This is a genomic window from Serratia sp. LTN-2 (assembly GCF_059740205.1).
The window spans coordinates 175,090-188,122 of the sequence record NZ_JCAXDO010000009.1 but is presented as its reverse complement, the minus strand read 5'-3'; the positions used below and the strand labels follow the sequence as shown (position 1 = coordinate 188,122).

General features: G+C 62.7%; 11 protein-coding genes. 7 read left to right on the top strand and 4 right to left on the bottom strand.

What is annotated here, in order from left to right; genetic code table 11:
• The first annotated feature begins 229 nt into the window (after positions 1-229).
• The 4 genes from AC6BYQ_RS18030 (at position 230) to malM (ending at position 4,622) form a co-directional block, all read left to right on the top strand.
• Entirely contained in the window at positions 230-1,201 is a 972-nt protein-coding gene (locus AC6BYQ_RS18030; RefSeq protein ID WP_197667945.1) for an alpha-amylase family glycosyl hydrolase, read from the top strand.
• The gene (gene malK, locus AC6BYQ_RS18025) at positions 1,194-2,303 is read left to right on the top strand and encodes a maltose/maltodextrin ABC transporter ATP-binding protein MalK (protein WP_498057298.1); all 1,110 of its coding nucleotides are present in this window, start codon (positions 1,194-1,196) and stop codon (positions 2,301-2,303) included. The genes AC6BYQ_RS18030 and malK overlap by 8 nt, the downstream gene beginning before the upstream one ends.
• A 29-nt stretch (positions 2,304-2,332) precedes the next feature.
• On the top strand, positions 2,333-3,625 hold the full coding sequence (locus AC6BYQ_RS18020) for a maltoporin (RefSeq protein ID WP_498057297.1): 1,293 nt from the start codon (positions 2,333-2,335) through the stop codon (positions 3,623-3,625).
• A 97-nt stretch (positions 3,626-3,722) separates the two neighbouring features.
• Positions 3,723-4,622 (top strand): maltose operon protein MalM, encoded by a 900-nt coding sequence (gene malM, locus AC6BYQ_RS18015; protein WP_063918664.1) that lies wholly within the window; start codon positions 3,723-3,725, stop codon positions 4,620-4,622.
• Between the two features lie 55 nt (positions 4,623-4,677).
• Here the strand turns inward: malM and AC6BYQ_RS18010 are convergent, their stop codons facing one another.
• Genes AC6BYQ_RS18010 through AC6BYQ_RS18000 form a run of 3 tightly spaced genes read right to left on the bottom strand, consistent with a single transcriptional unit; the run spans position 4,678 to position 8,091 of the window.
• Entirely contained in the window at positions 4,678-5,661 is a 984-nt protein-coding gene (locus AC6BYQ_RS18010; protein WP_498057296.1) for a nucleoside hydrolase, read from the bottom strand.
• Between the two features lie 21 nt (positions 5,662-5,682).
• A complete protein-coding gene (locus tag AC6BYQ_RS18005; RefSeq protein ID WP_019453227.1) occupies positions 5,683-6,684 on the bottom strand; it encodes a LacI family DNA-binding transcriptional regulator in 1,002 nt (333 codons plus the stop codon).
• A gap of 24 nt (positions 6,685-6,708) precedes the next feature.
• Positions 6,709-8,091, bottom strand: a complete 1,383-nt coding sequence (locus AC6BYQ_RS18000) for an MFS transporter (RefSeq protein WP_019453226.1) — start codon at positions 8,089-8,091, stop codon at positions 6,709-6,711.
• A gap of 392 nt (positions 8,092-8,483) precedes the next feature.
• On the opposite strand from AC6BYQ_RS18000, the gene ubiC reads away from it, so the two are divergent.
• Positions 8,484-8,999, top strand: coding sequence for a chorismate lyase (gene ubiC / locus AC6BYQ_RS17995; RefSeq protein ID WP_498057295.1), 516 nt, complete (start codon positions 8,484-8,486; stop codon positions 8,997-8,999).
• A 17-nt stretch (positions 9,000-9,016) separates the two neighbouring features.
• On the top strand, positions 9,017-9,889 hold the full coding sequence (gene ubiA, locus AC6BYQ_RS17990; protein ID WP_139285558.1) for a 4-hydroxybenzoate octaprenyltransferase: 873 nt from the start codon (positions 9,017-9,019) through the stop codon (positions 9,887-9,889).
• A 66-nt stretch (positions 9,890-9,955) separates the two neighbouring features.
• Here the strand turns inward: ubiA and plsB are convergent, their stop codons facing one another.
• The gene (plsB, locus tag AC6BYQ_RS17985; RefSeq protein ID WP_025160137.1) at positions 9,956-12,421 is read right to left on the bottom strand and encodes a glycerol-3-phosphate 1-O-acyltransferase PlsB; all 2,466 of its coding nucleotides are present in this window, start codon (positions 12,419-12,421) and stop codon (positions 9,956-9,958) included.
• Positions 12,422-12,569: 148 nt separating this feature from the next.
• Here plsB and AC6BYQ_RS17980 point away from each other — a divergent pair, with 148 nt between their 5' ends.
• On the top strand, positions 12,570-12,938 hold the full coding sequence (locus tag AC6BYQ_RS17980) for a diacylglycerol kinase (protein ID WP_019453222.1): 369 nt from the start codon (positions 12,570-12,572) through the stop codon (positions 12,936-12,938).
• The last annotated feature ends 95 nt before the right edge of the window (positions 12,939-13,033 follow it).

The window sequence follows — 13,033 nt, the reverse complement described above, 5'->3', positions numbered from 1 at the left end:
CGTTGCGCTCTATTCTGTGGCGTCAGGCACAAAATAGGGGGGCGATTTTTGCCAGCTTGATCACAGATTTGCCCTCGGCGCGGAACTTCTCATCGCTGCGGTCGTTCTCTCATCCTCCCGTCTCCTCCCCCATGAAAAATCCTGTTACGGATGATTACCCTTTCCGGCGACTCCCGCACTATCGGCCCCATTGATTTTCAACGCCACGCGCAGCAGGGATACCGGATTTATGTCACCAATGCCTATCGCCACTCAGCCCACCCTGTACCGGATCCATCCGGCCAGTTTCCGTGACGGAAACGGGGACGGTGTGGGCGACGCGCACGGCATGCTGGCGGCGCTGCCCTACCTGAAAGCGCTGTCTATCGACGGTCTGTTGCTGCCGCAGATGCTGGCACCGGAGGTCGAGGCGGCGGTGACGGGCGAAGGGCTGACGCTGTGGTATGGCGATGAAGCCAACCGCGTTTGCAATGCCGTCGCGCCGCAGCGGTTCGCCCACGGCGCGCTGGCGCTGGACGTGATGCCGTTCAGCGCGGAGAAGCTGGTGGCGGTGCTGCACGCCCGCCGCGCGACGCTGGCGGACAGCCTGTGGAGCACCGGCGACGCCGATCAGCCACGGGTGGTGAGCCGCTGGGGGCAGGGCGACCTGCGTTCCGCTACCGCTTTTCTCACCCTGTTGGCGATGTTGCCGGCGCCGATCTGCCTGTATCAGGGCGAAGAGCTGGGGCTGCCGCACGCCGCCGGCCTGCAGGATCCGCGCGGTGCGCAAACGCCGATGCCGTGGCATGAAGCCCCCGAACAGGTCACCGCCGGCGAAATCAGCTGGTATCAGCAGGTGGCGATCGAACACCGCGAGCTGGCCATCAGCCGCCAACAGCACGATAGCCATTCCACCTTACGTTACTGCCAGGCGCTGCTGGCCCTGCGCCGTTCGCCGCTGTTCCAGCGCGGCGAACTGAACGCGATCAGCCAGCGGGATGGCGTGGTGCGCTTACTTATTACCCATCAGGATCAATGCCTTGAAGCGCTGATAAACCTGCAGCCTTATACTCAGGCGGCCGCGCCGTCTGAGGCGACCTTGCCGTTGGCATGGCAGCACGGCGCGCAGCAAGAGGGTCATCAATGGGTTTTGGCGGGCTTTGCCTCCGCCATTTTCACACGACATGTTAACTGCGAAAGCAGGGGAGTAACGCATGGCTAGCGTCACACTGCGCAGCGTTTATAAGGCCTTCGGTGAGGCCGTGATTTCCAAAAACGTCAATCTGACCATCGACGACGGCGAGTTTGTGGTGTTTGTCGGGCCGTCGGGCTGCGGCAAATCGACGCTGCTGCGCATGATCGCCGGGCTGGAGGACATCACCTCCGGCGATCTGCTGATCGGCGACCAACGCATGAATGAGGTGCCGCCTTCCGAGCGCGGCATCGGCATGGTGTTCCAGTCCTACGCGCTGTATCCGCACCTGTCGGTGGCGGACAACATGTCGTTCGGCCTGAAGTTGGCCGGCGCCAGGAAAGCGGAGATCAATCAACGGGTGAATCAGGTTTCCGAGGTGCTGCAGCTGGCGCACCTGCTCGATCGGCGGCCGAAGGCGCTGTCCGGCGGGCAGCGCCAGCGCGTGGCGATCGGTCGCACCTTGGTGGCCGAGCCGGACGTGTTCCTGCTCGACGAGCCGCTGTCCAACCTCGACGCCGCGCTGCGGGTGCAGATGCGCATCGAGATCTCCCGCCTGCACAAGCGCCTGCAGCGCACCATGATTTACGTCACCCACGATCAGGTCGAAGCGATGACGCTGGCCGACAAGATCGTGGTGCTCGACGCCGGGCGCGTGGCGCAGGTCGGCAAGCCGTTGGAACTGTATCACTATCCGGCCAACCGCTTCGTCGCCGGGTTTATCGGCTCGCCGAAGATGAACTTCCTGCCGGTCAAGGTGACCGCAGCGGAATCACGGCAGGTGCAGGTTGAACTGCCCAACCGCCAGCTGGTGTGGCTGCCGGTGGAGGGCGCGGGCGTTCAGCCCGGCGCCAACCTGTCACTGGGCATTCGCCCCGAACATCTGCTGCCCGGTGAAGCCTCTGAAGTGCGGCTTACCGGCGACGTACAGGTGGTGGAGCAGCTCGGCAACGAGACGCAAATCCACATCCAAATCCCGGCCATCCGTCAAAACCTGGTGTACCGCCAGAACGACGTGGTGCTGGTAGAAGAAGGTGCCACATTCGCCATCGGCCTGCCGCCTCACCGTTGCCACCTGTTCCGTGAAGACGGTACGGCATGTAAACGGCTGCACCAGGAGCCGGGCGTTTAAAGCATCAAAGTCGGTATAACAGGAGAATAATGATGACTACTCTGCGCAAACTTCCTCTGGCACTGGCTGTCGCCGCCGGTGTTCTCTCCACCCAGGCGCTGGCCGTGGATTTCCACGGTTACGCCCGTTCCGGCATCGGCTGGACCGGCAGCGGCGGTGAGCAACAGTGCTTCAAGGCCACCGGCGCCGCGAGCAAGTACCGTCTCGGCAACGAATGCGAAACCTACGCCGAACTGAAACTGGGGCAGGAAGTGTGGAAAGAAGGCGACAAGAGCTTCTATTTCGACACCAACCTGGCCTATTCGGTCTCGCAGCGTTCCGACTGGGAAGACGTGACCCCGGGCTTCCGCGAAGTCAACGTGCAGGGTAAAAACCTGATCGATTGGCTGCCAGGCTCCACGCTGTGGGCCGGTAAGCGCTTCTATCAGCGTCATGACGTTCACATGATCGACTTCTATTACTGGGATATCTCCGGCCCGGGCGCCGGTCTGGAAAATATCGATCTGGGCTTCGGCAAGCTGTCCGCTGCCGTGACCCGCAACTCCGAATCCGGCGGCTCTTACGGCTACCTGGATAACGAATGGAAACAGCGTCCGACCGTCAACGATACCTTCGACCTGCGCCTGGCCGGGCTGGAGCTGAACCCGGGCGGCACCCTGGAGCTGGGCGTGGACTACGGCCGCGCTAATGCGCAGGACCATTACCACCTGGCCGACGGCGCCAGCAAAGACGGCTGGATGTTCACTGCGGAACACACGCAGAGCATTCTGAATGGCTACAACAAATTCGTGCTGCAGTACGCTACTGACTCGATGACCTCGCAGAACAACGGCCGCAACGAAGGCGCCACCATCGATAACAACGGCAAGATGATCCGCGTGCTGGATCACGGCGCCATCGACTTCAACGATCAATGGGCGCTGATGTACGTCGCCATGTTCCAGGATATCGACCGCGACAACAATAACGGCACCACCTGGTACACCGTGGGCGTGCGCCCGATGTACAAATGGACGCCGATCATGAGCACCCTGCTGGAAGCCGGCTACGACAACGTTAAATCCCAGCGCACCGGCGATCGCAACGGGCAGTACAAAGTGACCCTGGCGCAGCAGTGGCAGGCGGGCAACAGCATCTGGTCGCGTCCGGCCATCCGCCTGTTCGCCACCTACGCCAAGTGGGATGAGAAATGGGGTTACGCCACCAGCGACGATACCGGGTATAACGCCGGTACCGCTTACAACGACACCAGCATGCATACCTTCAGCCGCGGCAAGGATGACGAAGTCACCTTCGGCGCCCAGATGGAAATTTGGTGGTAACGACAGGATGGGGAGGGCCGCAGGCTCTCCCCCAACCGCATTCGCCGCAGCCGGATCTCTTGCCTGATCCTTCGCGGCGCTGAAAGAGGCTATAACGATGAAAAAGAATCTGCTGTCACTCTGCCTGTCGCTGGCGCTGACCGTCGGCGCGCCTTTGGCGGCCAACGCCGATACGCCGGCCAATGTCTCCGTCGCGCCGGCCATCAGCGCCGCCACGCTGCAAAGCCTGCCGTGGCAGCCGCTGCAGCCGCCGGTGTCGCAAGAGGTGAAGCTCGACGCCGTCAGCCCGCAACTCAATCAGGGCGAGATTCAGGGGGCGATCGCCGCCTATACGCTGCCGGCCGATCGCGGTTCGCTGGAAGTGACGCTGAGCAGCCTCGCCAAAAACAATTCGCTGTACGCGCCGAGCGTGCTGGTGCTGGACGAGCATCTGCGCCCGGCGGCGTATTACCCGAGCAGCTACTTCCCGTATCAGCCGCCGGGGGCGATGTCCTCCGATCGTCTCGAAGGCACGCTGAAACTGACGCCGGCGCTCGGTCAAAAACAGATTTACCTGCTGGTGTACACCACCCGCCAGGATTTGGCGAAGACCACGCAGCTGACCAACCCGGCCAAGGCCTATGCGCAGGGCGTGGGTAACGCGGTGCCGGATATCCCGGATCCGATCGCCGGCCATGCGACGACCGGCACGTTGAAGCTCAAAGTGACCGCCGAACAGGGCACCGGCAACGTGATGATTGGCATGCTGCAGCCTGCGCCGACCGTGGCGCCGGTGGTGGTGGGGTCGAACGCCCCGGCCGCCGCGCCAGCACCGACCCCGGAGAAACCGGCGGAGCCGATGCTCAACGATACAGAAAGCTACTTCAATAACGGCATCAAACAGGCGGTGAAGGCGGGCGATATCGACAAGGCGCTGAAGCTGATGAATGAGGCCGAAAAGCTGGGCTCGACCACCGCGCGTAAAACCTTTATCAGCAGCGTTAAAGGCAAGGGGTAACACCCGGCGCTGCCGATGCTGGCTCGATGATTGGTGCGCCTTGGCGCACCTTTTTTCATCCGCGCGCCAGCGTTGCGCCGATCAGCGCCAGCAGACGGGCGTTGTCCACCTGCTGCATGATGCGCACCGGCTTGCCCGGAGGCGGCGGCATGCCGACCGTCAGGCGCAGGCTGTCCGGCCGCCAGCGGCGTGAGCTGCCGCGCGTCAACGCTCCTTCCAGCGCCACATCCACATGGAACATTTCGGTCGTGACCAGCTGCGGTTCCAGCAGCCAGGCGATCACCAGCGCATCATGGATCCAGCAGCCCGGCAGGCGCCGCGTATGGCGCGAATAGTCGATCCACGGCTGCGTGGTGGCGCGTAAATAGCGGCACAGCGGCGTATCCGGTTGCGTCAGAGTAGCCAGATCCGCCTGGGTCAGCATGGTCTGGGTGGTGACGTCCAGCGGCGCCAGCGTGATATTGGCACCGCTGTTCAATACCAGCCGCGCGGCTTCCGGATCCAAACCGAAATTGGTGTCCTTGATGTACCCCTCAACGTTGAACACGCCGCCCATGATGACGATCTCTTTCACCGCCTGCGCCATCTGCGGGTAAAGTTGCATGGTGTGCGCAACGTTGGTCAACGGACCGATCGCCGCCAACGTGACCTCGCCGGGATGCCGGCAGATCAACTCACCGATGGCGATGGCGGCGTCCGGTGCGGGCGCATTGGCGAAAGAAGGCGTGGGCAGGCCGCGCCACAGCGACGCCAGCTTCGGATCGGCGATCGGGCGGTCCAGATGAGCGCGCCACGGCTCTGGCGGCTCGCTCAGGGCGCGCGCTGCGCCGAGAGCGACGGGCACCTGATAACCGCTCTGCGCCAGCAGCTGGGTGGCGACGGCGAAACCCACTTCGCGCGGGGTGTTGCCGGCCACGATGCTGATCAGTTCCAGCTGCAGCTGCGGTTTGGCCGCCAGCGCCAGGGCCAGCGCCAGGCCGTCGTCGACGTTGGCACCGGGAACGCCGTTGCCGGGATCGCAATCAATGATCAAACGCATATAAGGTGTCCTGAAAAACCGCTAACAGCCGCACGAGCGGCGGATGCGCAGTTGAAAAGCGAATTCGTGCGGCTCGGCGGGTACGGCGCCGGCGGCCAGCATGGCGATGGCCCGCTTGGCCATGGCGTCGATCGGCTGCTCGACCGCGCTGAGCGGCGGCACGCTGAATTCGGATTGCTGCGTGCCATTAAAACAGATCAGCGCCAGATCGTCCGGTGCGCGCAGCCCATGCTCCGCCAGCGCCGACAGGCAGCCGAGCGCCTGCTGTTCGTTAGAGGTGAAAATGGCGCGTGGGCGCGGGCCCCGCACCAGGCGCTGGGTGGCCTGGTAGCCGCCCTGGCGGGTGTAGGGCACCTCGAAAATCCACTCGTCGCGCGGCGTGATGCCCGCCTCCAGCAGTGCATCGCGCCAGCCGTTCAGGCGATCCTGCGCGTTGAGCATGGTCAGCGGGCCGATAAAAATGCCGATATCACGATAGCCGTGCTGCAGCAGATGGCGGGTTGCCTGGCAGGCGGCATCGCGTTCGTCGACGCGAATGGCGCAGATGTCGGCCTGGTTGTCGATGGTGTCTATCATTACGCAGGGCGTGCCGGAGGCGCGGATCAGATCGAACCACGGGTGGCGATCGACGCTGGTGTACAGCAGGCCGTCGACCTGGCGACGTAACAGGTTGTTGATCAGCTCATACTCGCGCTGCCGGTCGTCGCCGGCGTCGCCCAGCAGCAACACGCGGCCGCGGCTGAAGGCCTCTTGCTGCAGCGCTCGCGCCAGCGTGGCGAAGAACGGGTTGGAAATATCCGGCACCACCAGCCCGTAGGTTTGCGTACTGCCGGAGGCCAACGCCCGCGCGATATCGTTCGGGCGGTAGCCGGTTTGCTCGATCGCCGCCAGCACGCGCAGCCGGGTGGCTTCCGCCACCGGGCGCGGGCCGTTGTTGATCACATAGCTGACCACGGCGACGGAGGTACCCGCTACGCGGGCCACGTCGGCGCGGGTAACGCGTCGCGCGGAGTGATTATCCAAATTGGGATCCTGTTCGCCTTCTTGCTACGCGGCATCCTGCGGCAGGTTGAGATCGCGGCCGCGGGTTTCGGGAGCAAAGAAGGTGGTGATTAAGCCGATGGCCGCCATTACAACAAAATAGCAGGCGACAGGCCACCAGTGACCGAAACCGGACAGCAGCGCGGTGGCGATCAGCGGCGCGGTGCCGCCGGAGAGGATCGAGCCGAGCTCTTTGGCGAACGCCATCTTGGAGTAGCGGTTCTTCACGCCGAACAGTTCGACGCCGTAGGCCGCCTGCACGCCGAAGATCCCCAGCGACGCGATGCACATGCCGACCACGATCACCGAGATGACGATCGCCGGATCACGGCTGTCGAGCAGCCAGAACGCCGGGAAGGCGTACAGCACCAGCAGCAGGCAGAACCAGCGGTAGGTGATGCGGCGGCCGAAGCGGTCAGACAACCAACCGGCCAGCGGGATCACCAGAAAACCGCACAGCGAGGCGATCAACACCGCCAGCGCCGGCACCGATTTATCGACCATCAGCACTTTGGCGACGTAACCGACGATAAAGCCCTGACACAGGTAAGAGGGGCCGTTCTCGCCGATGCGCAGGCCGAGCATCACCCAGAACGCCTTGGTGCGTTGCAGGTAGCTGCGCGTATCTGGTGCGGCATGGGCGGCGTCCAGCATGCGCTGGTGGTTTTGCTGCAGCTCGCGTTCGAAAACCGGCGTTTCCCGTACGTGACGGCGCAAATACAGCGCCACCCCGGCGATCAGAATGCTGGCGAGGAACGGAATGCGCCAACCCCAGCTCATCAGGTCTTCTTTGTCGAGCTGCAGCACCAGCAGCCATACCAGCGATGCCAGCAGGGTACCGCTGTTGGAGCCGATGGCGATGATAGACGCCACCAGCCCGCGCCGTTTGGCCGGTGCGTACTCCGCCAGCATCACCGCGCCGCCGGACAGCTCCGCGCCGGCGCCGAACCCCTGCGCGAAGCGCAGGATCACCAGGCAGGCGGGGGCCCAGACGCCGATTTGCGCATAGGACGGGATCAGGCCGATCAGCGTGGTGGAGAGGCCCATCAGCGCCACGGTGGTGATCAGTACTACGCGGCGGCCTTTGCGATCGCCGATCCAGCCGAACACCAACGCGCCGATAGGCCGTGCGACGAAGCCGACGGAGTAGGTGGCGAAGCTGGCCAACAGCGCGACCAGCGGCGTGGCTTCGGGGAAGAACACGTCGCCGAACACCATGCCGGCCGCCAGGCCGTACAGCGCAAAATCGACGTATTCCATGGCGGTGCCGAGCCAGCAGGAGAAGGTGGCGCGCCAAAATTGGCTGCGCCCCTCTTTGGTTGCCAGGCGTTCATCGGCCGCCAGCGCGGCGTCGGCGGACTGTGGAGTGGCAAGCGTTGTTTCGCTCATGGCAGTGCTATCCTCTTTTGTTCTACGCCTTGAGGGGCGCGGTTAAAGATGGTTTCCCTGGTGTCGGCGACAAAGGTGTGCCGGCAAATCATGTCGGACGCATGGCGATTCAACGCTGCGGCATCAGAGTATCTACGCGCGTAGATAACACAACGCGAGGAAGCTGAAACTTTGCGTGCGATCACAGAATCGCCAGCGCGCCGGGGAATGAAGATAGAGAATGCGGATGGCAAAAAGATGACAGAACTTCGGTTTTTCCGGACGAGGCGAGCGCCGTTCTCGCCACGAATCAGCCTGCCGCTTTCGCATTTCTGCGCTACAATGGGGGCCTGTTAACAGTTTGTATCGTCTGGCGCGCCGTACCGGCTGCGGTCCAGGCGAGGAGTAAAACAATGTCTGGCATCAGGGATTCCATCCTGCCGCCGCTGGAGTGGCTGTCCGAACAGGATCCTCCGGCGCCCGCCGCCGTCAGCGACTGGCTGATGGAGTTAGGCTCCATGACCCGCCGATTTGAACGCCATTGCGCCCAGGTGCGCGTCGAACCGCAGCGCGAATGCTTCGTCACGCGCGAAGCGCTGGGCGACGAGATGAACCACTTACCCGACAGCCCGCGCTACTGGCTGCGCGAAGTGGTGCTGCTGGGCGACGGCCAGCCCTGGCTGTTGGGGCGCACGGTGATCCCGGAAAATACGCTGACCGGCCCCGATCAGGCGTTGGTGGATCTGGGCACGCTGCCGCTCGGGCGCTATCTGTTCAGCAGCGGCGATCTGACCCGCGACTATATTCATATCGGCCGGCAGGACGCGCTGTGGGCGCGCCGTTCGCGGCTGCGGTTGGCGGGGAAGCCGCTGTTGCTGACCGAACTGTTTTTACCGGCTTCACCGCTGTATTCAGCGGTTCCTGCATGAGAGAGGAGAGCAAGATCTTGGAGGGAAGCGTGACTCAAAGTAAATGGCGGGCTTACAGCCATTTGATGCGCATTGATAAACCGATCGGCACGCTGCTGCTGCTGTGGCCGACGCTGTGGGCGCTGTGGCTGGCCGGGAAAGGCGTGCCGTCGCTGTCGATTCTGGTGGTGTTCGTGCTTGGCGTGTTCCTGATGCGCGCCGCCGGCTGCGTGGTGAATGACTACGCCGATCGCGCGGTGGACGGCTACGTGAAGCGCACTGCCGGGCGGCCGATGCCGAGCGGCCGGGTGAGCGCGAAAGAGGCCAAGGTGCTGTTCGTGGTGCTGGTGCTGATCTCGTTCTGCCTGGTGCTGACGCTGAACGCGATGACCATCTGGCTGTCGCTGGCGGCGCTGGCGTTGGCCTGGGTCTACCCGTTCATGAAGCGGGTGACCAACCTGCCGCAGTTTGTGCTGGGCGCCGCGTTCGGCTGGGGCATTCCGATGGGCTATGCGGCGGTCAGCGAATCGCTGCCGCTCAGCTGCTGGCTGCTGCTGCTGGCCAACATCTGCTGGACGGTAGCCTACGACACGCTGTATGCGATGGTCGATCGCGATGACGACCTCAAGATCGGCATCAAGTCCACCGCTATTCTGTTCGGCCGTTATGACAAACTGATCGTCGGGCTGCTGCAGTTTGCGACGCTGTTGCTGCTGGCGTGGGTCGGGTATCTGGCGCAGCTCGGCGGGGCGTTTTACTGGTCGCTGTTGCTGGCGGGCGCGTTGTTTATTCACCAGCAGAAGCAGATCGCCGGTCGTGAGCGCGACGCCTGCTTCAAAGCCTTCCTGCAGAACAACTATGTCGGGCTGGTGGTGTTTATCGGCATCGCGTTGAGTTATCTGCCGGGGTAACGGTTCCCCAAAGCAAGAAAAAAGGCACCCCATGGGGTGCCTTTTGTTTTTCCGCGCCGGGCGAAATCACTCGTCTTGCTCTTCTTCCGCGTCGGCTTGCGGCAGGTCGTTGGTCTCCGCCGGCATATTGACGCTTTCGATGGTCAGCTTGATTTCCGGCGTGATCAGATCGCTCAGCATATTGTACACCTCGAGGGTGTGCTCGCGGATCGCGTCGCCGCTGTCGTTGATATAGCCTTCTTCACGCAGCGTCGCCACCAGGGTAGAGAACACCGCCTTGTCGAAGAACTCCGGCGCATTGATGCCATGCAGTACCGACAGGCGCTGCGCCATGATGCGGCTCTCTTTCTCCAGCGCGCCGCGGTTGATGCTCGGGTTGGCGCTGAGGATCGACATGGTGATGGCGTAGCGCTGCAGGGTTTCGCGCACCCCGGCGGCCAGCAATTGCAGCGGGCGAATGCGCGCCGGGTTCAGCACCAGCTCGTCGCCTTTGTCGCAGATCAGCTGTTGGCGGATCAGCTCGTCGATCATTGGCCGCAGCACCTCCGGCAGCTGTTCCTTATCGTTGTGCAGGAACAGCTCGGCCTTCAGCATCGGGTAGATCATGCCGATCTGGCGCAGCAGCTCGGCGCGCGATACCCGGCGGTGATGCATCACGATGCTGGCAATCAATGACGGCAACACCAACAAGTGGTGGATGTTGTTGCGGTAATAGGTCATCAGCACCGCCTGCTCGCGCGGCAGAATGATGATGTCGCCGATGCTGTCCTTCTCCACCTCGAACTTGTTCATGTTCAGCGCGTGATCCAGCAGCTCGTCCGGCGTTTGCGTCGGCACGGTGACGTCACGCGCGTAAGGCGCGTTGCGCATCAGCTGCAGGTAGCACTCGAGCTGTTCAATCAGCTGTTCGCGGGTCAGCGAACGCTGGCGCGAGGCCAGCAGCGCGGTGGAACACAGGTTCATGGCGTTGGCCGCGGCGGCGTTGTTGATGCGCACCATGATCTGGCCGGCCAGATCGTTGACCGTCGGCGTCAGCCAGCTTGGGCGCTGGGCTTCGATCGGATCGATCGACTCGCGCCACTGCGGCACGTGCTGGTTGAGATAAGCCGTCAGCGGCAATGGCTCGCCGAAGTTGACGTAACCCTGGCCCAGATTGCGCAGCTTGCGCAGGCCGCGCACCATCTGCGGCAGGCTCTCTTTTTCCTTGGTGGCGCCGCGCAGCTCTTTGGCGTAGGTGCCCACTTCCATCACGTGCTCGTAACCGATGTAGATCGGCACCAGCGTGATCGGACGGGCGCCGCCGCGCAGCATCGCCTGGATGGTCATCGACAGGGTGCCGGTCTTCGGCTCCAGCAGACGCCCGGTGCGGGAACGGCCGCCTTCCACGAAGTATTCCACCGAGTAGCCGCGGGTGAACAGCTCGCCGAGGTATTCGCGGAATACCGTCGAGTAGAGCTTGTTGCCCTTGAAGGTGCGGCGGATGAAGAACGCGCCGAGACGGCGGAAGATCGGGCCGGCCGGCCAGAAGTTGAGGTTGATGCCCGCGGCGATGTGCGGCGGCACCAGGCCCTGGTGATACAGCACGTACGACAACAGCAGGTAGTCCATGTGGCTGCGGTGGCAGGGCACATAGACGATCTCGTGCCCGTCCTGCGCCAGCTGGCGCACGCGCTCGGCGTTGGTGACGTTGATACCCTGATACAGCCGGTTCCAGGTCCAGCTCAACACGCGATCGGACAGACGCACGGTTTCGTAAGAGAAGTCGGCGGCGATCTCTTCCATCAGCGCGATGGCGTTCTGCTGGGCTTTCTCGTGCGAGATCTTCTTGCTGCGCGCTTCGTCCTCGACCGCTTTTTCGATCGCCTTTGACGCCAGCAGCTTGTTGAACAGATCCTGACGGGCCGGCAGGCTTGGGCCTACCGCGGCCAGGCGCTGACGCGAGAAGTGCATGCGCGCCACGCGCGCCAGTTTCTGCGCGATGGTTTTATCCGTGCCGTGCTCGGTGGCCATGCGGCGCAGCGAAACGGTGTTGGAGAAACGCACGAAGCTGTCGCGGCCGAGCCACAGCACGGCGAAGAATTTCTGCACGCCGTTCAACAGACGCAGGTGCGGCGTGCCGTGGCCTTCGCGGCCCGGCGAGCGGCCGAACATCACCGAAACCGGCAGCATCTGGATGTCGAGATCCGGATTGCTGCGATGCAGATCCAGATAGTCGTGGAACAGTTTTACCGACTCTTCTTTCGGGGTGTAATAGCGGAACACGCGCGGGCCGTCGTGAATGAACACGTAGCTCGGCAGCACGGTGCCGTCGATCTCCAGCGAGTCGAGCGGATCGGGCAGATCCTGCGCCAGGCACTGGGTGCGCAGCGTCAGCAAATCCGCCTTGGAATTGTAAGGCAAAACATACAAAATCGGCCGTGAGGGATCCAACCCTAGCTCGGTAACCGGATCTGATGGGATGACCTTACTTCTTACCAACAATTTAAGTGGTAAATTCAATAGTTTATAATAAATTTTACGCCAACCTGACATAACAACGTGAAGCCTCTTGTTAGCAATGCGCCGCAAGCATACCAGAAACCGGGTAGCAGATCTGTGGTGTTCGAAAACCGAGAGCCGTCAGCGCGGACTGTTCTAGACTCTTTTTATTATGACCGACCTCTGAGAAAGGCACGAAAACATGGCAAACCAAGCAACCGGATTGACCCGCATCATCAAGGCCGCCGGCTATTCCTATAAAGGGCTTTCCGCCGCCTGGCAACACGAGGCGGCGTTCCGCCAGGAGCTGGTGGCGACCGTCCTGGCTATCATACTGGCTGTGTGGCTGGATGTGGGTGCGATAGCGCGCATTTTATTGATCGGATCGGTCGCGCTGGTGATGATCGTCGAGATCCTGAACAGCGCGATCGAGGCGGTGGTGGATCGCATCGGCAGCGAACATCACGAGCTGTCCGGCCGGGCCAAGGACATGGGATCGGCGGCGGTGTCGCTGGCGATCGTGCTGGCGCTGTTCGTTTGGGGCACGGTCTTATGGCAGCATTTCGGCTGACGAAAGGCGCCTACTGACTGATTTTTATTTATTCTTCGGTTCCCAATCCGCGCTTACCTGTATATACTCACAGCAAGACTGTATAAACAAACAGG

What these genes read in the sequence shown, in the direction of transcription:
- AC6BYQ_RS18030 (WP_197667945.1), top strand. Translation starts at nt 230, where the DNA reads ATGTCACCAATGCCTATCGCCACTCAGCCCACCCTGTACCGGATCCAT.
- malK (WP_498057298.1), top strand. Translation starts at nt 1,194, where the DNA reads ATGGCTAGCGTCACACTGCGCAGCGTTTATAAGGCCTTCGGTGAGGCC.
- AC6BYQ_RS18020 (WP_498057297.1), top strand. Translation starts at nt 2,333, where the DNA reads ATGATGACTACTCTGCGCAAACTTCCTCTGGCACTGGCTGTCGCCGCC.
- malM (WP_063918664.1), top strand. Translation starts at nt 3,723, where the DNA reads ATGAAAAAGAATCTGCTGTCACTCTGCCTGTCGCTGGCGCTGACCGTC.
- AC6BYQ_RS18010 (WP_498057296.1), bottom strand. Translation starts at nt 5,661, where the DNA reads ATGCGTTTGATCATTGATTGCGATCCCGGCAACGGCGTTCCCGGTGCC.
- AC6BYQ_RS18000 (WP_019453226.1), bottom strand. Translation starts at nt 8,091, where the DNA reads ATGAGCGAAACAACGCTTGCCACTCCACAGTCCGCCGACGCCGCGCTG.
- ubiC (WP_498057295.1), top strand. Translation starts at nt 8,484, where the DNA reads ATGTCTGGCATCAGGGATTCCATCCTGCCGCCGCTGGAGTGGCTGTCC.
- plsB (WP_025160137.1), bottom strand. Translation starts at nt 12,421, where the DNA reads ATGTCAGGTTGGCGTAAAATTTATTATAAACTATTGAATTTACCACTT.
- AC6BYQ_RS17980 (WP_019453222.1), top strand. Translation starts at nt 12,570, where the DNA reads ATGGCAAACCAAGCAACCGGATTGACCCGCATCATCAAGGCCGCCGGC.